Genomic DNA, 20,796 nt, shown 5'->3' with positions numbered 1-20,796 from the left:
GTCAGAAGAGTGTGCCCTCTTCGGGCCCGTCCAGCTCCTTCAGCAGCTCCGGGCTGTTGTTGCGGACGTTGCTGACGGCCGTGGCGACGGGGTACGCGCGCATCAGGCCGGGCGGCGGCGGTGCCAGCAGCGAGCGCAGGTCCTCGGGGTCGGTCCTGGCCGGGTCCAGCCATGCGTCCCAGCGGTCCGGGGTGAGCATCAGCGGCATCCGGGGGTGGATCTCGGCGAGCGTGTGCGGTCCCTCGGCAGGAGAGACGGCCAGCGGAGTGGTCTCCGCCTCGGTCGTGATCACCGAGCAGGTGACCCACCAGGCCTGCGGGTGTTCGTCCGGCAGAGTCCTGTCCCGCCAGAACTCGTACAGCCCGGCCATCGCGAACACCGACCCGTCGGCGGGCAGCACGAAGTACGGCTGCTTGCGCGGCCGCTTCTTCTTGCCCTCCTCCTCCAGGTCCCGCTCCTGCTTGCCGGTGACCCACTCGTAGTAGCCGTCGGCGGGCACGATGCAGCGGCGGGCGGCGAAGGCACGGCGGTACGACGGCTTCTCGTGCACGGTCTCGGCGCGTGCGTTGATCATCCGGGCGCCGCCCTCGGGCGACTTGGCCCACGAGGGCACGAGCCCCCACTTGAGCTTGCGCAGCTGCCGAACCGGCCGCGGGTCTCCGGTGTCTTTCACCGGACGGTCCAAAACGGCGTAGACCTCCTTGGTCGGAGCCACGTTGTAGTCGGGCTCCAGGGTCTCCTCGGGCTCCCATTTCTCGATCTCGAAGATTCCTGCGAGATCCTCGGGCCCACGACTCGCCGCATACCGTCCGCACATACGTGCCAGACTGCCAGGCCGACCCGTCGCCCGGCCACCACCCACCGACGACGGCGCTGCGCGCCGACCCCATTGCACTCAGGACAGGGAGCGACCACCGAACATGGACACCGCCGTCACCGCGCTGCCCGACCTCTGGGACCGGTTGTGGGGCACCCAGCCCGACCCCGATCTGTGGGTGGTGCTCGCCACCCTGGTCGCGGCGCTCGCCGTGGTCGTCCCGCACGGCTTCTGGCGCGTCTCGCGCAACGCCGTCACGATCGCGCACGAGGGCGGCCACGGTCTGGTGGCCCTGGTCACCGGGCGGCAGCTGACCGGCATCCGCCTGCACTCCGACACCAGCGGCCTCACGGTCAGCCGCGGCAAGCCGTACGGCCTCGGCATGATCCTGACGGCCGCGGCGGGCTACACCGCTCCCCCGCTGCTCGGCCTCGGCGGCGCGGCGCTCCTGGCCACGGGACGCATCACGCTCCTGCTGTGGCTGGCCACCGCTCTCCTGGTCGCCCTGCTGGTGATGATCCGCAACGCGTACGGAGCCCTGACCGTCGTCGTCACCGGCGGCACGTTCCTCCTGATCTCCTGGCTGACCGGGCCCCAGGTCCAGGCGGCGTTCGCGTACGCGGTGGTCTGGTTCCTCCTCCTCGGCGGAGTCCGCCCGGCCTTCGAGCTCCAGGCCAAGCGCGCGAGGGGCGGCGCGGGCGACTCGGACGCGGACCAGCTCTCCCGCCTCACCCATGCCCCGGCGGGCCTGTGGCTGTTCCTGTTCCACGCGGTGTCGCTGTGCGCACTGATAGGCGGAGGCAGGTGGCTGCTGGGAGTGTGACCCCGAGGTGATGCCCGCCGGAGGGCGAGTCACGGGGGCGCGGGGCGGTGTCGACATACGGCTCCGCCGCGTGGGCGCGACCGGCCCCCACGACGCCGCACCCGGCCACGCACTGCACCTCGTAGCCCGAAGAACACGCACCCGCACCCGACAACCCCTGCCCACTAAAGTGGGGCCATGGCCCCGAACAACGCACACACCGCCCTCTGGCCCGCCCCGCACGCGAGCGGAGCCGTCGACGCGACGGTCCACGTGCCCGGGTCCAAGTCCGTCACCAACCGCGCCCTCGTGCTCGCCGCCCTCGCCTCCGAACCCGGCTGGCTGCGCCGCCCCCTGCGCTCCCGCGACACCCTGCTGATGGCCGGGGCCCTGCGTGCCATGGGCGTCGGCATCGAGGAAGGGGTGGGCCCCGACGGCTCCGGTGAAGCCTGGCGCGTCCTGCCCACGGGACTGCACGGCCCGGCCACCGTCGACGTCGGCAACGCCGGCACCGTGATGCGCTTCCTGCCCCCGGTCGCCGCGCTGGCCGACGGTCCCGTCCGCTTCGACGGCGACCCTCGTTCGTACGAACGCCCCCTGAACGGCGTGATCGACGCCCTGCGCACGCTCGGCGCCCGGATCGACGACGACGGCCGGGGCGCGCTGCCGCTGACCGTGCACGGCGTGGGCGCGCTGGACGGCGGCCCAGTGTCGATCGACGCGTCCTCGTCGTCTCAGTTCGTGAGCGCCCTGCTGCTGTCCGGCCCGCGCTTCAACCAGGGCGTCGAGGTCCGTCACACCGGGGCCACGCTGCCGTCCATGCCGCACATCCGGATGACCGTCGACATGCTGCGCGCGGTCGGCGCACAGGTGGACACCCCGGAGTCGGGCGGCGAGCCGAACGTCTGGCGGGTGACGCCGGGCGCCCTGCTCGGCCGGGACCTGACCATCGAGCCGGACCTGTCGAACGCGCAGCCGTTCCTGGCGGCGGCCCTGGTGACCGGCGGCAAGGTGATCGTTCCTGACTGGCCGGCGCGGACGACCCAGCCGGGCGACCGGCTGCGGGAGGTCTTCACCGAAATGGGCGGTTCCTGCACGCTCACCGAGTACGGCCTGGAGTTCACCGGGTCCGGTTCCGTCCACGGCATCGACGTCGACCTGGGCGACGTCGGCGAGCTGACTCCGGGCATCGCGGCGGTCGCCGCCCTCGCGGACTCCCCCTCGACCCTGCGCGGGGTGTCCCATCTGCGGCTGCACGAGACGGACCGGCTGGCCGCGCTCACCAAGGAGATCAACGAGCTGGGCGGCGACGTGACGGAGACGGCCGACGGCCTGCACATCCGGCCGCGCCGGCTGCACGACGGGATCTTCCACACGTACGAGGACCACCGCATGGCGACGGCCGGCGCGATCATCGGCCTCGCGGTGGAAGGCGTGCAGATCGAGAACGTGGCGACGACGGCGAAGACCCTGCCGGACTTCCCCGACCTGTGGACCGGGATGCTCGGGGCGTAGGGACCCGGGGAACACGCCATGCGCCGCTACGGCAAGCACACCGACGAGGACGACATCCGCAGCCGCCCGAACCGCAAGGGCAACCGTCCGCGTACGCACATCCGCCCCAAGCACGAGGACGCTGCCGAGGGCATGGTCCTCACCGTCGACCGGGGCCGCCTGACCTGCCTCGTCGACGGCCGTCCGGTCGTGGCGATGAAGGCCCGCGAACTGGGCCGCAAGGCCGCGGTGGTGGGCGACCGGGTCGCCCTGGTCGGCGATCTGTCCGGCAAGAAGGACACCCTGGCCCGCATCGTCCGCATCGAGGAGCGGGTCTCGGTCCTGCGCCGTACCGCGGACGACGACGACCCGTACGAGCGGGTGGTCGTCGCCAACGCCGACCAGCTCGCCATCGTCACCGCCCTCGCCGACCCGGAGCCCCGGCCCCGGCTGATCGACCGCTGTCTGGTCGCGGCCTACGACGGCGGCCTCGAACCACTGCTGATCATGACCAAGTCGGACCTCGCACCGCCGGACAAGCTCCTGGAGCTGTACGGCGACCTGGACATCCCGTACGTCGTCACCAGCCGTGCGGAGCTGGAGAACGGCGACGCGGCCGAGCTGGTGCGCGAGCAGCTGGACGGCAAGATCACCGCCTTCGTCGGCCACTCCGGCGTCGGCAAGACGACACTGGTCAACGCGCTGGTACCGGAGGACAGGCGCCGTACGACGGGCCATGTGAACGCGGTGACGGGACGCGGCCGGCACACGACCACGTCCGCGCTGGCGCTGCCGCTGAGCGACGACGAGGGCTGGGTGATCGACACCCCGGGCGTACGGTCCTTCGGCCTCGCGCACATCGACCCGTCGCGTGTCATCCACGCCTTCCCCGACCTGGAGCCCGGCACGGTGGACTGCCCGCGCGGCTGCAGTCACGACGAGCCGGACTGCGCGCTGGACGAGTGGGTCGCCGAGGGCCACGCCGACCCGGCCCGGCTGTACTCCCTGCGCCGACTGCTGGGCACCCGCGAACGCAAGGAAGGTGACTGACCTCAGGGGTGTTTGCATGGTCGGCCGCATGGCAAGTGCATAATCGCACCGTGCCGGACTGCACCGTGCCGGACCTACGGGAGGACAGCACATGGCGTGGCTGCTGGTCATCGTGGCCGGGATGCTCGAGACCGGTTTCGCGGTGTGCCTGAAGCTCTCCCACGGCTTCACCCGGCTCTGGCCGACCATCGCGTTCGCCTCGTTCGCCCTCGGCAGCTTCGGCCTTCTCACCCTGTCCCTGCGCAAGCTGGACGTCGGCCCCGCGTACGCGGTGTGGACCGGCATCGGCGCGGCGGGCACCGCGATCTACGGCATGATCTTCCTCGGCGACCTGGTGTCGACCCTGAAGATCGTCTCGATCAGCCTGGTCATCATCGGCGTGATCGGCCTCCAGCTGTCGGGCTCTGCGCACTAGCAAGCGGGCGTCGGGACCGGCCACTTCGCGCGGTCAGGCCGCCGCTCACACCGACTGCTGCCGGTGGAGCGCGCCGCGCACCAGTTCGGCGACCCCGCCCTCCACGGGCGGCGCGGCCAGACAGGACAGGGCGAGCCGTACGACGAGTTCGCAGGAGCGGGCCAGCTCGGCGCTGTCGGCCTTCGGGGCACCGGGACCGGCGAGGACGGCGACGGCCCGGTCCCGCACCATCTGCACGAAGTCGCCGGGCGACGGCAGTGGTCCGTCGGCCCGGCGCTGCGCCGGAACAGCGGAGGAGGACGGGACGGCCGAGAGCGTCGGCGAGGGCAGCCGTTCGCTCCAGAATCCGGTGAGCATGGCCCGGACCAGCACGTTCTCCCGGGCGGCCGAGGCGGTCCACTCGGCGGCGGCGGTCAGCCGGTCACGGGGGTCACTGAACCCGGTCAGGGCGCGCTCGACGCCGGCGAGATACGCGTCGGCCTCCCGTCTGACGAGCGCCCGCGCGAGCCCCTCCTTGCTGCCGAACTCGTTGTAGAGGGTCTGCCGGGACACCCCGGCCGCCGCGGCCACGTCCACCATCCGCACGGCGGACCAGGGCCGGCGCGCGAGTGCCGTATAAGCGGCGTCCAGAAGGGATTCCCGGGCAGCAGGCATCATCGCCTCCCTGGGGCGAGCGGCTCTGCGCCCAGATTTGACGCGCCCGTGACCACTGTCAAGGGTCCGGGAACCACTGAAGCGACCCGTTCCGGCCACCCGGAGTTTCCGACGCCGACGACGTCCCGGTCGTCAAGAGCCGGCAAGGACGCCGCGCCGGCATCCCGCGGCACCGCCCATGACCGCCCGACGGACCCCGCCCCGGCCCCGTGTAGCCCCACATGGCTCCCGCCGGATACCGTTCACCATATGCCCGACTACCTGGACGACCTCCGCCTCGCGCACGTCCTCGCGGACGCGGCCGACGCCGCCACCATGGCCCGCTTCAAGGCTCTCGACCTCAAGGTCGAGACCAAGCCGGACATGACGCCCGTGAGTGAGGCGGACAAGGCCGCCGAGGAGCTGATCCGGGGCCAGCTCCAGCGGGCCCGGCCCCGGGACGCGATACTCGGCGAGGAGTACGGCATCGAGGGCACCGGCCCGCGCCGCTGGGTGATCGACCCGATCGACGGCACGAAGAACTACGTACGCGGGGTGCCAGTATGGGCCACCTTGATCTCCCTGATGGAGGCGGCGGAGGGCGGCTACCAGCCCGTCGTCGGCCTCGTCTCCGCGCCCGCCCTCGGCCGCCGCTGGTGGGCCGCGAAGGGCCACGGCGCGTTCACCGGCCGCAGCCTGTCCTCCGCGAGCCGTCTCCACGTCTCCAGCGTCTCCCGGCTGGCGGACGCGTCGTTCGCCTACTCCTCGCTGTCCGGCTGGGAGGAGCAGGGCCGGCTGAACGGCTTCCTCGACCTGACCCGCGAGGTCTGGCGCACGCGCGCGTACGGCGACTTCTGGCCGTACATGATGGTCGCCGAAGGCTCGGTGGACCTGTGCGCTGAGCCCGAGCTGTCCCTGTGGGACATGGCCGCCAACGCGATCATCGTCACAGAGGCCGGCGGCACCTTCACGGGCCTCGACGGCCGCCCGGGCCCGCACAGCGGCAACGCGGCGGCCTCCAACGGGCCGCTCCACGACGAGCTGCTGGGCTACCTCAACCAGCGCTGCTGATCAGGCGGCGCTGCTGATCACAACGTCTTGACCTGGCCGCCGTCGATCGTGAACTCCGCTCCCGTGATGTTCGCGGCGAGCGGGGAGGCGAGGAAAAGAGCCAGGTCGGCGACCTCATGCGGTTCGGTGACGCGTCCCGTGGAGATACCCATGTGCTGCGGCACCACGACGTCGATGGCCTCCTGCACGGTGGTACCCGCCTGAGCCGCCGTCATCTCGGCGAAGCCACCCGGCGCGGTCCAGAAGGGCGTACGCACCGGCCCCGGGGCGATCGCGTTGACCCGGACACCTCGCGGTGCGAACTCCTCGGACAGCGACTTGGTCAGGCTGCTCAGCCCGGCCTTGGCCGCGGAGTAGTCCACGACCATGGGGAAGGGCAGACGCGCGTTGATGGAGCTGATGTTGATGATCGAGCTGCCCTCCGAGTCCACCAGGTGCGGAAGCGCCGCGCGGCTGGCCCGGACCGCGCTGAACAGGGTCATGTTGAAGATCCGCTGCCACTCGGCGTCGTCGATGTCCAGGAAGCCCGAACGGGGTTTCGCGGCCCCCAGCGTGTTGATCAGGATGTCGAGCCTGCCGTACTGGTCCACCGCGCGCCGGACCAGGGTGTCCGGTCCGTCGTCGGTGGACAGATCGACCGGGACCGCGGTGACGCCGTAGCTCTCCTGGAGCTCTTCGAGTTCGGGCGTGCTGCTCCGGCTGCCGGCGACGACGTGGGCGCCCTCTCGGGCGAACGCTTCGGCGAGGGCGAGGCCGATGCCCTTGCTCGCTCCGGTGACGAGGGTGACGCTGTCCTTGAGCTGGAGATCCATGCCAGTCCTTTTCCGGGGGTTTCGCCCTTTTTATCCGGTATGGACTGCCCAGCGTAGACGGAACGACAGCCACCGGCTCAAGCACCCGCGGCTACCCGCACCCGAGTATTATCGAACGTGTGAGCGATAGTCGTCCCATCATCGTCCAGCCGCCGTCCCCGACGGGCGGCCGGCGGATCCGGGTGAACGGCGAAGTCCTGGGCCTGGCACACAACGTCGGTGACCTGGTGGAGTTCCTGCGCCGGGCCGGGTTGGAGGTCGAGCCGGAGGACGTGGCGGACTCGCCGCTCATCGACTGGCGCGGCGCGGGCCCGGGCCGATGGACGTACGAGTCGCACCCCTGACCGGAACCGGCCCTCGCACACGCCCTCAGCCGGCGTCACGCGCCCCCTTGTTGACCCCTGCTTTACCTGCAACCCTGAGAGGACCCTCACTTGTGAACTTGTGAATTCCTGAACTAGTTCGGGAATCCCGTAGGAGGTGGCTCCCGACCATGCTCGTCCGTGACGCCATGAGCACGGTGGTCCTCACCATCGGCCCCGCACACACCCTCCGCCAAGCTGCCGCCCTGATGTCCGCCCGCCACGTGGGCGCCGCCGTCGTCCTCGACCCCGACGCCGGCGGCATCGGCATTCTGACCGAGCGCGACATCCTCAACTCCGTTGGCCTCGGCCAGGATCCCGACACGGAGCGCGCGCAGGCCCACACCACCAACGACGTGGTGTTCGCCGCCCCGACCTGGACCCTGGAGGAGGCGGCCCGCGCGATGGCGCACGGCGGCTTCCGGCACCTGATCGTGCTGGACCGCGGCGAGCCCGTCGGCATCGTCTCGGTCCGCGACATCATCCGCTGCTGGGCCCCGGCACGTCAGCAGGTGCCGGCCTGAGGACGCCGATGGGCCGGGCCCCGTGAGGAACCCGGCCCATCCGCCACGACAAGCGGTCCAGTGCTGAAGTGTCAGCCGCGCAGGGCCTGGACCGCGGCCTCCAGCCGCTTGCCGAAGTCAGCGTCCGCCGCACGGAAGTTGGCGATCGCGCGCTCGGCGATCTCGTCGCGCGAGACCTTGGCGATGAAACCTGCCAGGTTCTCGACGAGGCGCGCCTGCTCGTCCTCGGACATCAGCCGGTAGAGGTTGCCGGCCTGCACGAAGTCGTCGTCCTCGGCGTGCGCGACGGCGGCGTGCTCGCCGGTCGCGCCGGTCACCGCGGCGGGCTGCCACAGCGGCCGGTCCGTCTGCGCGGGCCCGCCGAAGCTGTTGGGCTCGTAGTTCTTCGCACCCTTGTGGCGGCCGTCGTACAGGTAGCCGTCACGGGAGTGGGTGCGCGCCTCGGTGGCGTGCGGACGGTTCACCGGCAGGTGGTCGGCGTTGATGCCGACGCGGTAGCGGTGCGCGTCGCCGTACGCGAAGAGGCGGCCCTGGAGCATCTTGTCGGGCGAGGGCCCGATGCCCGGCACGAAGTGCGCGGGGCTGAAGATGCTCTGCTCGACCTCAGCGAAGATGTTCTCCGGGTTGCGGTTGAGCTCGAGCTTGCCGATCTCGATCGGCGGGTAGTCCGCGTGCGGCCACACCTTGGTGAGGTCGAACGGGTTGAAGCGGTACGCCGCAGCGTCCGCCGCCGGCATGATCTGCACCTGCACGGTCCAGGTCGGGAACTCGCCGCGCTCGATGGCCTCGCGCAGATCGCGCTGGTGGCTGTCCGGGTCCTCACCGGCGAGCCGGCCGGCCTCGTCCGCAGTGAGGTTCTTGATGCCCTGGTCGGTCTTGAAGTGGTACTTGACCCAGAAGACCTCGCCGGCCTCGTTGTTCCACTGGTAGGTGTGGGAGCCGTAGCCGTTCATGTGGCGGTACGACGCCGGGATGCCGCGGTCGCCGAACAGCCACGTCACCTGGTGCGTGGACTCGGGCGAGAGCCCCCAGAAGTCCCACACGTTGTCGGCTTCCTGGCTGCCCGTGTACGGGTCGCGCTTCTGCGTGTGGATGAAGTCGGGGAACTTGATGGCGTCCTTGATGAAGAACACCGGGGTGTTGTTGCCGACGAGGTCGTAGTTGCCCTCCTCGGTGTAGAACTTCAGCGCGAAGCCGCGCGGGTCCCGGACGGCGTCCGCGGCACCCAGGTTCCCGGCCACGGTCGAGAAGCGCAGGAACGTCTCCGTCTGCTTGCCGACCTCGGAGAGGAACGCGGCGCGCGTGTACGGCGTGACGTCCGCGGTGACCGTGAAGGTTCCGTAGGCGCCTGCGCCGCGGGCGTGTACGACGCGCTCCGGGATGCGTTCGCGGTTGAAGTGGGCCAGCTTCTCGAGCAGCAGCTGGTCCTGTACGAGAACAGGCCCGCCGACGCCCGCGGTCTCGCTGTTCTGGTTGTCCGCGACCGGAGCACCGGCCTCTGTGGTGAGCGGTCCCTGCGTCACGTGCGCCTCCTGCGTCACTTCTGTCAATCCTGTCGCTCGGCTAAGCGAAACTCGATCCTACATTAGACACAGTACAAGTCAATCTTGGCTCCAAAGTCACACCTGTTCGGAAAATGGTCCCTCTGCTGTTAGCATCTGGACTATGAGTGACCTTCTGGAACGGCTGCGCGGACGCGGATGGCGGATGACCGCGCAGCGGCGCGTAGTGGCCGAGGTCCTCGACGGCGAACACGTCCACCTGACGGCCGACGAGGTCCATGCGCGGGCCGTCGCCAAGCTGCCCGAGATCTCCCGGGCGACGGTCTACAACACCCTGGGCGAGCTGGTGTCCCTCGGCGAGGTCCTCGAGGTCGCCACCGACAAGCGCGCCAAGCGGTACGACCCGAACGCGCACCGGCCGCACCACCACCTGGTCTGCGCCCGCTGCGGCTCGATCCGCGACGTCCACCCGACGGGCAACCCGCTCGCCGACCTCCCCGACTCGGAGCGCTTCGGCTTCACGGTCTCGGACGTCGAGGTGACGTACCGCGGCCTGTGCCCGAACTGCGCGAGCGCGTAACCCACCACGCCCCGAAGCCCCGGCGCCGGAACGGCACCGGGGCTTCGCGCTGCCCGAAACGGCGGGCCGGCGCTTCACGCACACGGGGTTCCCGTTTCTGACGGGCCATCATATGGTCAACGGCACCCACCAGCCCGTACCGCACCGCGCGAGGAGCCCCCGTGGGAGAGCCGTATCCAAAACTCCACGCCCAGAACCTGACCCGCACCTTCGGCCGCGCGCCCCACCCGGTCGAGGCCCTCGGTCCGCTCGATCTCACCGTCGCCACCGGCGAGTCCGTCTGTCTCGTCGGCCCCTCGGGCTGCGGCAAGTCCACACTGCTGCGCATCGCGGCGGGCCTGCTGCGCCCGAGCACGGGCACGCTGGAGATCCGTACGTCGAGCCCGCGACCGGCCGCGATGATCTTCCAGGACTACGGCATCTACGACTGGAAGACGGTTCGCGCGAACGTCCGCTTCGGCCTCGACATCCTGCGCGTCCCGCGCCGCGAGGCGAACGCCCGCGCCGACGCCTGGCTGGCCCGCACGGGCCTCGCCGACTTCGCGCACGCGTACCCGGCGACGCTCTCGGGAGGTATGCGCCAGCGGGTGGCGATCGCTCGCGCGCTGACCGTGGAACCCGAACTCCTCCTCATGGACGAACTCTTCGCCGCTCTCGACGCCCAACTCCGCACGATCCTCCAGGACGAGCTGCTCGAACTGGCCCAGACCACCAGCACGACAACCCTCTTCATCACGCACAGCCTGGAAGAGGCGTTGGTCCTGGGCGATCGTGTCCTGGTGATGTCGGCCCGCCCCGGCCGGATCATCGCCGAGCACCGCCCGCCGTTCCCGCGCCCACGCACCGGCGACATCCGCTCCACCCCGGAATTCACCGCACTCAGGAGCGAACTCTGGGACCTGCTGCGGGAGGAGGCGACACCGGCATGACGACGACCACACACCCCGAACGGGAGTCGGTCCTGGTCCGCGCCCCGGGCCCGGACGAACTGCACCCGGCCCGCACCCACCGCCGGCGCCGTGCCCTGGAACTGACCCTGGCGGCGGCCGTCCCGTTCGCCCTGCTCCTCCTGTGGCAACTGGCCGCGAGCCGGGCCTGGATCGACGACCGCGTCTACCCGGCACCGTCCACGATCCTCGCCGACGGCTGGGACCGGGCGGCCGCGGGCGACCTGTGGCCGGACGTGTGGGCAACACTGCGCCGTGTGCTCGCGGGTTACGCGATCGGCACGGCGGCGGGCTACGTCCTCGGCCTCCTCATGGGCTCACCGCCCCTGGTACGCGCGGCCCTCGAACCCCTCCTCGACGCCCCGTACGTCGTCCCCAAGCTGGCGCTGCTGCCGGTGTTCCTGAACATGTTCGGCCTCGGCGAGGGTCCGCAGGTGGCCCTGGTCGCGGCCACCGTCTTCTTCTTCGTGTGGATCTCCACGATGGCGCCGGTGATCGCAGTCCCCTCCGGGCACCGCGACGCGGGCCGGGTCTTCGGCTTCGCCCTGGCAGATGTTCCGCCACGTCCTGCTGCCTGCGTCCCTTCCCTCCGTGCTGGTGGGCGCTCGGATCGCGGCAGGGGTGGCGGTCCTGGTCATCGTCGCGTCGGAACAGATAGCGGCGTCGAACGGCCTCGGCCATCTCATCTTCGACTCACGCGCGCTGTTCGAGAACGACGTGATGTTCGTGGGAATCGTCTGCGTGGCGGTCCTGGGCGTGGTTTTCTCCGAACTCGTACGGACAGCGGGACGCCTGCTCACTCCGTGGGCACCGAGGGACAGGGGACGAGGCCAGTCACGACGCGCCGCAGAAGACACGCCTACGGGCTCGGAGCACTTCTCGCACTGACCGCGCTGCTGGTGACGGCGGGCTGCTCCTCCCCGTACGCCGGGAACACGGCCCCGAAGACGGGCCCGGGCAACCGCACGATCCGGCCGATGGAGGGCTGCAGCACGTCGTCCTGGACGGACCCCGCCGACCTCTCCCCCACGCGCACGCCGGCCCGCTGCGAGCCACGGGCACCCGTGGCACAACCGCTGAGCCAACGGCGGAAGATCACGATCGCCACGGGAACCCTGAGCGCGGAGTACGTGGCACCGCTCGAAGTGGCCCTCGACAAAGGCGAGTTCAAGGCGGAGGGCCTGGACGTCACGCTCCGCGTCCTGCCCACCCCCGACGCACTCCCGCTGCTGGCGAAGGGCGACATGGACGCGCTCTGGGCAGCACCCGAAGCGGCGGTGATGAACGGCATCCGGGGCGGCTTCGACATCAAGTGGGTGGCGGGCAACTTCTCCCCCGACCCGAAGTCGAAGAGCGGCCTTTGGGTGAAGCTGAAGGACGGAGAAACGGCGTCACAGGCACGGCTGGCGAACCGCACGCTGGGCACGATGATCGGCAAGGGCTCGGTGATCGCGTACCCCGTGCAACGGACGCTGGCCCGGCACGGCGGCGGCCTGGACAAGATCCGCTACCAGCAACTGGGCTCGGCCGACGTCCTCACGGCGCTGCAGAACGGCGGCGTGGACTCGGCGTGGCTGCTCGACCCGGTGTGGCGCAAGGTGGCCGGCACGCCAGGCTATGCCTTCCTGGGCGGCCAGCCCCTGGGCGAACCCCTGGGCGGCATGCTGTACGGCCGCACGCTGCTCCAGGACGACGTGGACGCGGGGGTGGCGCTGCTGCGGGCGTACATCCGCACCGTGAACACGTACTTCTCCGGGGACTACAAGAGGAACGAGGGTTTCACCACGTACCTGGCAAAACTGCTGAAGACGGACAAAAGGGTTCTCGAGTCGACACCGTCGCTCCGCATGGACTGGGAGATCAGAGCGGGTACGACGATGCGCCTGCAGTCGGCGTACGAGGCACAGGGCGTGACAAAGGGCACACCGCTCCCCGAATCAAGAACGGTGAACCGGGCCCTGTACGAGGAGGCGGTGGGCCACGCCCCGTAGCGCCGTAAGCGACCTGCACGAACGCGAAACGCCAGGGGCCGGAATCCATTCCTGGATTCCGGCCCCTGGCCATCAGTAGCGGGGACAGGATTTGAACCTGCGACCTCTGGGTTATGAGCCCAGCGAGCTACCGAGCTGCTCCACCCCGCGTCGGTGAACTGAACATTACGTGAAGGACGCGGACCGAAGCAAATCGATATCGGGAGGCTCTGCCGGGGACAGGGCAACCTTCCAGCCCACGGACTCGGGCGGCGGGTGGACGAACGGAGCCTGGGCGAAGCCCCGCCGGGGGCACAGGGGACGGAGTCCCCGCCGGGGTCCGGGGCGAAGCTCCAGGGCGAGGGGACCTTTTCACCCCCCGAGCCGGGCGGGCGGGCAAGGACCCGCCGAATACCTCACGCCGACAACTCCGACCGCAACGCATCCCGCAACCGCTCCGCCCGCTCGGAAACCTCCGCCGGCCCCAGGTTCACCGCCCTCTCCGCCCACCGCTGCCCCTCCGCAAGCTCCCCACGACGCGCGTAGACGAGGGCCAGCCGAAGCGCCGCCCGACCGTGCCCCGCGTCAGCGGCCCGCGTCCACCACACCGCCGCCTCCGGCTCGCTCCCCTCCCGGGCCAGCAGCAACCCCAGATTGAACGCCCCGTTCCGCGACCCGGCCTCCGCCGCCTCCCGGTACCACCGCGCCGCTTCCACGACGTCGCCGCGCGCCGCCGCAAGCATCCCGACCCGCACCTGCGCCCGCCGATGCCCCTGCGAGGCCGCCCGCTCGTACCACTCCTCGCACTCGGTCTTCTCGTGCACGGACTCCCCCAGCCCGTGCTCGGACACCGCGGGCCGCCGCGCGTCGAGCAGCGCGGCCAGCCGGAAGGCCGCCTCCGCGCTCCCCGCCCCCGCCGCGCACCGCAGATGCCGCTCCGCGTCCCGCTCGTCCCCCTCCCGCAGCCGCGCCATGCCGACCTGCAGCGCAGCCTCGGTGTGCCCGGCGGCAGCGGCCCGCTCGTAGCACCGCAGCGCGACGCCGTCCTCGCCCCGCCCGGAGTACAGGATCCCCAGGTTGAACGCGGCGTCCACGCTCCCCGCCTCCGCCGCCTTGGAGAACCACGGCTCCGCCCCGGCCGCGTCTCCGCCCTGCAGCAGCAGCACCGCCAGCGCATTCGCGGCCTCCCGGTGCCCGGCGTACGCCGCCCGCCGGTACCACTGCTCGGCCTGCCCGGTCCGCCCCTGCTCGGCACAGAGCAGCCCGAGGTTGTACGCCCCGTTGTCGTCCCCGGCGTCCATCGCCGCCCGGTACCACCGCTCGGCGGTCTGCGTCTCACCGCGCTCGGCGTGCAGCGCACCCAGTGCGTTCGCCGCGTTGCCGTCGCCCTCCTGCGCGGCCCGCAGCCACCACACGGCCGCGCTCTCGGTGTCCCCGGCGTCCCGCAGCAGAAACCCCAGCGCGCAGGCGGCCCGCGCCTCACCGTCCTTGGCGGAGGTCAGATACCAGCGCCCGGCCTCCTTGAGGTCCCCGCGCTTCTCCAGGATCGCCCCGAGCTGCAGCGCGGCCCGCCGGTGCCCGCGCGCGGCGGCCTGCCGGTACCACTGCTCGGCGTCCGCGGCAGCGCCCGCCCCGACACCGTTGTCGGACCCGGCGTCCCCCTCGGACCCCGCCGCGCGATCAAGAGCGCGCGCCAGCCGGTACGCCGCCTCCCGGTGCCCGCGCTCGGCGGCGGCCCGCATCCACTGCTCGGCGCCGCCGTCCCCGCGGTGTTCGAGCAGGTCGGCGAGCGCGTACGCGCCCAGCACATGACCCTGCTCGGCGGACTGGCGCAGCCAGTACTCGGCCGCGGGTTCGTCCCCGCGCTCCCGGTGGTGCCGGCCCAGCGCGTGCGCGGCGGCCGCGGACCCGGCGACGGCGGCGATGCGCCACCAGCCGGCGGCCTCGTCGGGGTAGCCGCGCTGATGCAGAAGGACCCCGAGGTTGTTGGCGGCGGCACGGTCACCGGCGACGGTGGCGGCGCGCAACTGGGGCTCGGCTCCGTCGAGATCACCGCGGCGCAGCAGCATGGCCCCGAGGACGCTCATCGCCTCGACGTCACCGGCCTCGGCGGCGAGCCGTCGGCGCGCCTCCTCGGCGGCCTCCCCGGTCTCGTCGCGGTCGGACGACTGCGCCAAAGCGGCAGCCGCCTGCACAACGGCAGCAGCCTGCACAGAACCGGAAGACGGCGCAAAGCCGGAAGGCTGCGCAAAACGCCCTGTCTCCAACAGAGTTGCCTTGTCCCCCATAACGTCCATCGTCGCACCACCTGCAACCTCGGTACACCCGGTATACCGCAGCCCGGGAGGTCACTTCAGCGTTTTGTCGACATGCCCACAGAACGACAAGTCAAACACACATCTCCCAACTCCCCACGGCGGCACGGCGGCCCGCACACCGGTACATCCGTTCGTCGCCCGTCCGCACACCACGAAGGCCCGGATCCTTGGAGGATCCGGGCCTTCGACTTCAGTAGCGGGGACAGGATTTGAACCTGCGACCTCTGGGTTATGAGCCCAGCGAGCTACCGAGCTGCTCCACCCCGCGCCGTTGTCCGGCAACCGTACCACGGCACGGAGTGGTCTTGATCAACGGCAGTGGATCAACCGCTCCCACCGCTCGGACTGCCGCTCGGACTGCCGCTCGGACCAGGACTGCTGGTGGGACTCGGACTGCTGCCAGGCTTGGCGCCGCCGTTCTTGCCGCCGGCCGCCTTGTCCGCCTCGGTCTGCGCCTCCTCGGCCCGCTTCAGCGCCGACTCGAGGGCCTTCTGCGCCTTGTCGTACGCCACCCAGTCGGGCTTCTTCAGGGCCGCCTGGCCGTCGTCGAAGGCCTTCTGGGCGTCCTCCAGCGCCTGTTGGACCGTGGGATTACTGGACGTCGGCGGGTTGGTGCTCCCGGTGTCCGGTGGCGTGCTGGTCTCGCCCGCCGTGCCGAAGACCTTGTCGAGCGCCTCGCCGAGGGTGTTCTCGAACGCGGTGGTGCCGCCGTAGGTCACCAACACCTTGCGCAGCAAGGGGTACTTGAGCCCACCACCGCGGACGTAGACGGGCTCCGCGTAGAGCAGTCCCCCGTCGAGCGGGACGGTCAGCAGGTTGCCGTACTCGATCTCCGAGTCACCGCCTCTGATGAGCCGGACGAACTCGGCGATGTTCTGCTGCGAGTTGGAGTTGAACTGGCTCTGCACCTGTTTCGGACCGTCGACGGTTCTGCTCGTCGGCAGTTTCAGGATTCTGATCTGACCGTAGTCACTCGTCCCCGCCTCGGAGTCGACGGCCATGAACGCACTCAGGTTGTCGCGCCCGTTGGGCGTGAAGGTCGTCGTCAAAGAGAACGCCTGCCCCTGCTGCCCGGGCATCTTCATGCTCAGGTAGTAAGGCGGCACCGCGTTGCCCGACTTGTTGGTCGGGTCATCGGGCACCTGCCACACCTCGCTGCCGGTCAGGAAGGTCTGCGCGTCCGTGACGTGGTAGCGGGTGAGCAGCTCGCGCTGGACCTTGTACAGGTCCTGCGGGTAGCGGAGATGGGACATCAGGTCGGCCGAGATGTCGCTCTTCGGCTCCACCGTGCCCGGGAACGCCTTCATCCAGGTCTTCAGGACCGGGTCCTCGGTGTCCCACTGGTAGAGCTTGACATCGCCGGTGTACGCGTCGACGGTCGCCTTCACCGAGTTGCGGATGTAGTTGACCTGGTTCTGCTGGGCCACGACCGCACGGGAGTTGTTGGCCGCGGTCAGCGAGTCGGCCGTCGTGTCACCCAGGGTCGTACGCGAGGAGTACGGGTAGCCGTTCGACGTCGTGTAGGCGTCGACGATCCACTGTATACGGCCGTCCACGACCGCCGGATATGCGTCCCCGTCAATGGTCAGCCAGGGGGCGACGGCCTCGACGCGGTCCTTCGGCGTGCGGTTGTACAGGATCCGCGAACCCTCGCCGATGGCACCGGAGTAGAAGATCTGCGGCTCGTTGAACGCCACCGCGTACGCCGCCCGGTTGATCGGGCTGGCGAGGCTGACGCCGCTATCGCCCTTGTAGCTGGTCGTCTTCTCACTGCTGTCGTCGGAGTAGTCGATCTCCTTCTGGGGACCGCCGACGATCGAGTACGCGGTGGTCTTCTCGCCGTAGTAGATCTCCTGCTGGTACGTCCCCAGGTCGCCCTTGGACGGCAGGTCGGACTCGGTGAAGACGGGCGTGCCGTTCTTGGCGTCGGCCTCGGTGCCCTTGGCCGCGACCACACCGTAGCCGTGGGTGTAGCGGAAGTGGTCGTTGATCCAGTTCTTCTTCGGGATGCCGTCGAGGTTCAGCTCGCGCAGACCGATGACCGTGTCCTGGACCTTGCCGTCCTTCGTGTACCGGTCCACGTCCAGGTTGGTCGGGAACGAGTAGTAGCTCTTCATCTGCTGGAGCTGCTGGAACGTCGGCGAGAGGATGTTCGGGTCCAGGATGCGGATGCTCGCCGCCTTGTCGACGTCGTCACGCAGCTGCGGCTTGTCCGCGGTGGCGCTCTTGCCGTCGTACTCGGACACCTTGGCGTCGGCGATGCCGTACGCCTCGCGCGTGGCCTTGATGTTCTTCGCGACGTACGGCGCTTCCTTGGCCTGCTCGTTGGGCTGGACCTGGAACTTCTGGACGATCGCCGGGTACAGGCCGCCGATGAGGATCGCCGAGAGGACCATCAGGCCGAAGCCGATGACGGGCAGCTGCCAGGTGCGTCGCCACAGGGTGGCGAAGAACAGCAGCGCGCAGATGACCGCGATGCAGAACAGGATCGTCTTGGCGGGCAGATAGGCGTTGGCGTCGACGTAGCGCAGGCCCGTCCAGTTGCCGGTCGCCTTGAAGTCGCTGGACTTGACGGCCAGTCCGTACCGGTCGAGCCAGTAGGCGACCGCCTTGAGGGCTACGAAGATGCCGATGAGCACCGACAGATGCCCGGTGGCGGCGGCCGTGGCGCGCGCGCCCGGACTGGTGACGCGCAGCCCGCCGTACAGGTAGTGCGTGAGCGCGGCGGCGATCACGGACAGGATCGCGGCGGCGAAGCCGAAGCCGAGCAGGAAACGGTACCAGGGCAGCTCGAAGGCGTAGAAGGAGACGTCGAGGTGGAACTGGGGGTCCTTCTGGTGGAAGGGCACACCGTTGACCCACATCAGCCAGGTCCGCCACTGGCTAGACGCGGACGCCCCGGCGATCAGACCGACCAGGGCGGTGATGCCGAACAGCAGCCACTTCTTGTACGGCGCGATGCCCATCCGGTAACGGTCGAGGCTCTGCTGCTCCATGGACATGGCGCTCAGCGGCGGCCGCAGCCGGTGCGCGATCCAGATGTTGAAGCCGACGGCGGCCGCCATGAGCAGGCCGAAGACGAAGAACAGTCCGATCTTGGTCCACAGCGTGGTGGTGAACACCGACGAGTAGTGCACCGACCGGTACCAGAGCCAGTTCGTCCAGAAGCCCGCGAACATGGTGAACGCCATGCCGAGGACGGCAAGGACGCCCAGTGTCATGAGCAGGGTCCGGACACGCCGGGACGGGCGGCCCGCTCTGATCCGTGGCCCCGTCGGGCCTCCGCCGCGGTCCGGCATCTGGAAAGCCAAGGTGCGCACCTCGAAGTTCGCTGTTGGTTCGCTGTCGTTGCGTCAGGCCCCCGTGTCCGCGGACCGTACGGTGCGCCCGTGATCCTGGGCCCACACCTATGCAACTTACTCACCGTTTACTCGGTTCCCGATTCCGGCTGTGAACGAGGCAGGATTGTGACCATGTCCAACACTCCCATGGCAGCGAGCCCGCTCACCCGGGCCGTACTCGAGATCGACGAGTACGCCTCCGGCCTCGGCTGGGACCAGCCCGCCCGCCTCTTCGCCCTCGTCGACACCGCACGGCTGCGGTCCCAGGAACCCGCGCTCGCGGCCCAGCTCGGCCTGCAGGACGAGCCGGAGACCACCGGCCTCACCCCGATCGAGCAGGACGAGATTCCAGCGGACAAGCCGCTCGACGAGTTCCTGGGCACCATCGCCTGGCCCGACGCGGTGACCGGCTGCGCGCTCACGGTGGAGCGCCTGATGCTGCCGCCGTCCGCCGAGGCCCAGGTCCCGGACGGGCTGGACGAGGCCGGCCTGGCGAAGTGGGTGGCGAGCCACCCCGAGCGTCAGGAAGTCCGGATGACCGTGGCGGTGCTGCGCGACGGCACCCGCGAATCGGCCCTGCGCCTGCGCGAGAAGGACACCCCGACGGAGGTCCTCACGGGCCCCGACCTGGTGCCGGGCCTCGCGGAGGCGCTCACGGCGACGTTCGAGGACTGACGCCCACCGGTCTTCGGTCACGGTGTACGGCGATGGGGGCGCCCTCCGATGGGCGCCCCCAGCCATGCCGAGCGCGCGATCAGCCCTTGGTGGTGCACTTCGGCAGGGCCGCGGTGTCGCCGTCGCGGATGTCCTTGAGGGCGCCAAGGGCGTCGCCGATCGTCTTGACCTTGACGAGGGTGAGCCCGGCCGGGGTGTCCTTGGCGGCGGCCGCGCAGTTGTCGGCGGGCGTCAGGAAGTACTGGGCGCCCTTGCTGCGCGCGCCGGCGGTCTTCATCTCGACGCCGCCGATCGGGCCGACGGCGCCGCCGTCGTCGATCGTGCCCGTGCCGGCGACGAACTTGCCGCCGGTGAGGCTGCCCGGGGTGAGCTTGTCGTAGATGCCGAGCGCGAACATGAGGCCGGCGCTGGGGCCGCCGACGTCGGCGAGCTTGATGTCGATGGTGAACGGGAAGGTGTGGTCGGTCCCGGCGGAGATCCCGACGATCGCGCGTTTGGCCCCGCTGTCCTCGGAGGTCGCGGTGGTGATCGTCACGTCCTGGGTCTTCGTCGCCGTCCGGTTCTCCTTCTCGGCGGCGGCCTGCTCCTTGGCCGGGACGATGGTGAACACGACGTCCTGACCGGGCTTGTGCCCGGTCACCAGCTTGGCGACATCGGAGGGCTGCTTCACCGCCCTGCCGTCCACGGCCTTGATCACGTCACCGGCGTGCAGCCTGCCCTGGGCCGGGGAGCCCTTGATCACTGTGGAGACGATCACCCAGGACTTCACCGGGACGTGCAGTTCCTTCAGCGCGGCGACCTTGGCGCTCTCCTGCGACTGACTGAACTCCTCGGCGTTCTCCTGCGTGGACTGCTCCTCCGTCTTGCCGTCCGGATAGAGCGTGTCGTGCGGCACGACCTTGCTGTCGTGCGCGAGCCATCCGTACACGGCCTCGACCAGGTTCATCCGGTAGTCGGCACTGGTGACGCGGACGGTCGTCATGTTGAGGTGCCCGGACGTCGGGTACGTCTTACGCCCGGAGATCTGCAGCACCGGCTCGCCCCCGTGCTCACCGAGGGTGTTCACCGTCGGCCCCGGGGACATCTCCGCGTACGGCACGGGGGAGAGCACTCCCACGCACAGGAGCGCGATCAGCATCAGGGTGGAGGCGAGCATCGTCGCGGTGCGGCGTGGCATGCCTCGACAGTACGGGACGGGTCTGTCAGCACACCGTCAGGGCACCCCTGTCCTCTGAGTCAGGTGCGGGTGTGAGGCCTCTCCATCGCCTCGCGGAACCGGGCATAGCCGTCCAGCTCGGGACCGTCACTCCGTACCTTGCGGGTCCTGTTGGCCCAACTGCCCCACAGGCCAGCGCCTATCGCGGCCATAAGCGGAATCAGCAACCAGGCGAGCGCCGCCATGCCGACCTCCCAACCCCATGAGCGTCCGCAACCGAATGATCAGCAGATTAACCAGTCGCACTGACAACGCTCACGGCAGGGG

The 20,796-nt window shown here is 70.2% G+C and carries 18 protein-coding genes, 2 tRNA genes and 1 pseudogene; 12 read left to right on the top strand and 9 right to left on the bottom strand.

Going from position 1 to position 20,796, the window contains the following annotated elements:
• Position 1 precedes the first annotated feature (1 nt).
• Positions 2-817, bottom strand: a complete 816-nt coding sequence (locus tag IEZ19_RS10610; protein WP_189310868.1) for an SOS response-associated peptidase — start codon at positions 815-817, stop codon at positions 2-4.
• A 103-nt stretch (positions 818-920) separates the two neighbouring features.
• Between IEZ19_RS10610 and IEZ19_RS10605 the strand changes: the two genes are divergently transcribed.
• From IEZ19_RS10605 to IEZ19_RS10590, 4 genes are all read left to right on the top strand, one after another.
• Positions 921-1,640, top strand: coding sequence for a M50 family metallopeptidase (locus tag IEZ19_RS10605; RefSeq protein WP_189310867.1), 720 nt, complete (start codon positions 921-923; stop codon positions 1,638-1,640).
• 177 nt (positions 1,641-1,817) lie between these two features.
• Positions 1,818-3,134 carry a 3-phosphoshikimate 1-carboxyvinyltransferase gene (aroA, locus tag IEZ19_RS10600; protein WP_189310866.1) on the top strand — a complete coding sequence of 439 codons (1,317 nt, stop codon included), beginning with the start codon at positions 1,818-1,820 and terminating at the stop codon, positions 3,132-3,134.
• Between the two features lie 18 nt (positions 3,135-3,152).
• The gene (gene rsgA / locus IEZ19_RS10595; protein ID WP_189310865.1) at positions 3,153-4,163 is read left to right on the top strand and encodes a ribosome small subunit-dependent GTPase A; all 1,011 of its coding nucleotides are present in this window, start codon (positions 3,153-3,155) and stop codon (positions 4,161-4,163) included.
• Between the two features lie 91 nt (positions 4,164-4,254).
• Positions 4,255-4,578, top strand: a complete 324-nt coding sequence (locus IEZ19_RS10590; protein ID WP_189310864.1) for a DMT family transporter — start codon at positions 4,255-4,257, stop codon at positions 4,576-4,578.
• 45 nt (positions 4,579-4,623) lie between these two features.
• Here the strand turns inward: IEZ19_RS10590 and IEZ19_RS10585 are convergent, their stop codons facing one another.
• Positions 4,624-5,232 carry a TetR/AcrR family transcriptional regulator gene (locus IEZ19_RS10585; RefSeq protein ID WP_189310863.1) on the bottom strand — a complete coding sequence of 203 codons (609 nt, stop codon included), beginning with the start codon at positions 5,230-5,232 and terminating at the stop codon, positions 4,624-4,626.
• Between the two features lie 249 nt (positions 5,233-5,481).
• On the opposite strand from IEZ19_RS10585, the gene hisN reads away from it, so the two are divergent.
• The gene (hisN, locus tag IEZ19_RS10580) at positions 5,482-6,282 is read left to right on the top strand and encodes a histidinol-phosphatase (protein ID WP_189310862.1); all 801 of its coding nucleotides are present in this window, start codon (positions 5,482-5,484) and stop codon (positions 6,280-6,282) included.
• 17 nt (positions 6,283-6,299) lie between these two features.
• Here hisN and IEZ19_RS10575 read toward each other — a convergent pair whose 3' ends face one another.
• Entirely contained in the window at positions 6,300-7,094 is a 795-nt protein-coding gene (locus tag IEZ19_RS10575; protein ID WP_189310861.1) for an SDR family NAD(P)-dependent oxidoreductase, read from the bottom strand.
• Positions 7,095-7,213: 119 nt separating this feature from the next.
• Between IEZ19_RS10575 and IEZ19_RS10570 the strand changes: the two genes are divergently transcribed.
• Complete coding sequence (locus IEZ19_RS10570) at positions 7,214-7,438, top strand: hypothetical protein (protein WP_189310860.1); 225 nt, start codon at positions 7,214-7,216, stop codon at positions 7,436-7,438.
• Between the two features lie 149 nt (positions 7,439-7,587).
• Complete coding sequence (locus tag IEZ19_RS10565; RefSeq protein ID WP_189310859.1) at positions 7,588-7,980, top strand: CBS domain-containing protein; 393 nt, start codon at positions 7,588-7,590, stop codon at positions 7,978-7,980.
• 71 nt (positions 7,981-8,051) lie between these two features.
• Here the strand turns inward: IEZ19_RS10565 and IEZ19_RS10560 are convergent, their stop codons facing one another.
• Positions 8,052-9,521, bottom strand: coding sequence for a catalase (locus IEZ19_RS10560; protein ID WP_189310858.1), 1,470 nt, complete (start codon positions 9,519-9,521; stop codon positions 8,052-8,054).
• Between the two features lie 124 nt (positions 9,522-9,645).
• On the opposite strand from IEZ19_RS10560, the gene IEZ19_RS10555 reads away from it, so the two are divergent.
• From IEZ19_RS10555 to IEZ19_RS10540, 4 genes and pseudogenes are all read left to right on the top strand, one after another.
• On the top strand, positions 9,646-10,062 hold the full coding sequence (locus IEZ19_RS10555) for a Fur family transcriptional regulator (RefSeq protein ID WP_189310857.1): 417 nt from the start codon (positions 9,646-9,648) through the stop codon (positions 10,060-10,062).
• Positions 10,063-10,223: 161 nt separating this feature from the next.
• The gene (locus IEZ19_RS10550) at positions 10,224-10,991 is read left to right on the top strand and encodes an ABC transporter ATP-binding protein (protein WP_189310856.1); all 768 of its coding nucleotides are present in this window, start codon (positions 10,224-10,226) and stop codon (positions 10,989-10,991) included.
• Positions 10,988-11,897 (top strand): annotated as a pseudogene (locus IEZ19_RS10545) (ABC transporter permease). Before IEZ19_RS10550 ends, IEZ19_RS10545 begins: the two are co-directional and overlap by 4 nt.
• The gene (locus tag IEZ19_RS10540) at positions 11,894-13,000 is read left to right on the top strand and encodes an ABC transporter substrate-binding protein (protein ID WP_373296949.1); all 1,107 of its coding nucleotides are present in this window, start codon (positions 11,894-11,896) and stop codon (positions 12,998-13,000) included. The pseudogene IEZ19_RS10545 and the gene IEZ19_RS10540 overlap by 4 nt, the downstream one beginning before the upstream one ends.
• A 76-nt stretch (positions 13,001-13,076) precedes the next feature.
• On the opposite strand, the gene IEZ19_RS10535 is transcribed toward IEZ19_RS10540, so the two are convergent.
• From IEZ19_RS10535 to IEZ19_RS10520, 4 genes are all read right to left on the bottom strand, one after another.
• A tRNA-Met gene (locus tag IEZ19_RS10535) sits at positions 13,077-13,150 on the bottom strand.
• Positions 13,151-13,395: 245 nt separating this feature from the next.
• Positions 13,396-15,276: a tetratricopeptide repeat protein gene (locus IEZ19_RS10530; protein WP_189310854.1), complete on the bottom strand. Its 1,881-nt coding sequence runs from the start codon at positions 15,274-15,276 to the stop codon at positions 13,396-13,398.
• Positions 15,277-15,491: 215 nt separating this feature from the next.
• Positions 15,492-15,565 (bottom strand) — tRNA-Met (locus IEZ19_RS10525).
• Positions 15,566-15,620: 55 nt separating this feature from the next.
• Entirely contained in the window at positions 15,621-18,596 is a 2,976-nt protein-coding gene (locus IEZ19_RS10520) for a UPF0182 family membrane protein (protein ID WP_189310955.1), read from the bottom strand.
• Positions 18,597-18,770: 174 nt separating this feature from the next.
• Here IEZ19_RS10520 and IEZ19_RS10515 point away from each other — a divergent pair, with 174 nt between their 5' ends.
• Positions 18,771-19,313 (top strand): PPA1309 family protein, encoded by a 543-nt coding sequence (locus tag IEZ19_RS10515; RefSeq protein WP_189310853.1) that lies wholly within the window; start codon positions 18,771-18,773, stop codon positions 19,311-19,313.
• A 79-nt stretch (positions 19,314-19,392) separates the two neighbouring features.
• On the opposite strand, the gene IEZ19_RS10510 is transcribed toward IEZ19_RS10515, so the two are convergent.
• Positions 19,393-20,490, bottom strand: a complete 1,098-nt coding sequence (locus tag IEZ19_RS10510; protein WP_189310852.1) for a YlbL family protein — start codon at positions 20,488-20,490, stop codon at positions 19,393-19,395.
• Positions 20,491-20,796 lie beyond the last annotated feature (306 nt).

It is taken from the genome of Streptomyces brasiliensis, assembly GCF_014647875.1.
GTDB classification, from domain to species: Bacteria; Actinomycetota; Actinomycetes; order Streptomycetales; family Streptomycetaceae; genus Streptomyces; species Streptomyces brasiliensis.
This window is presented reverse-complemented; position numbering and strand designations above follow the sequence as displayed.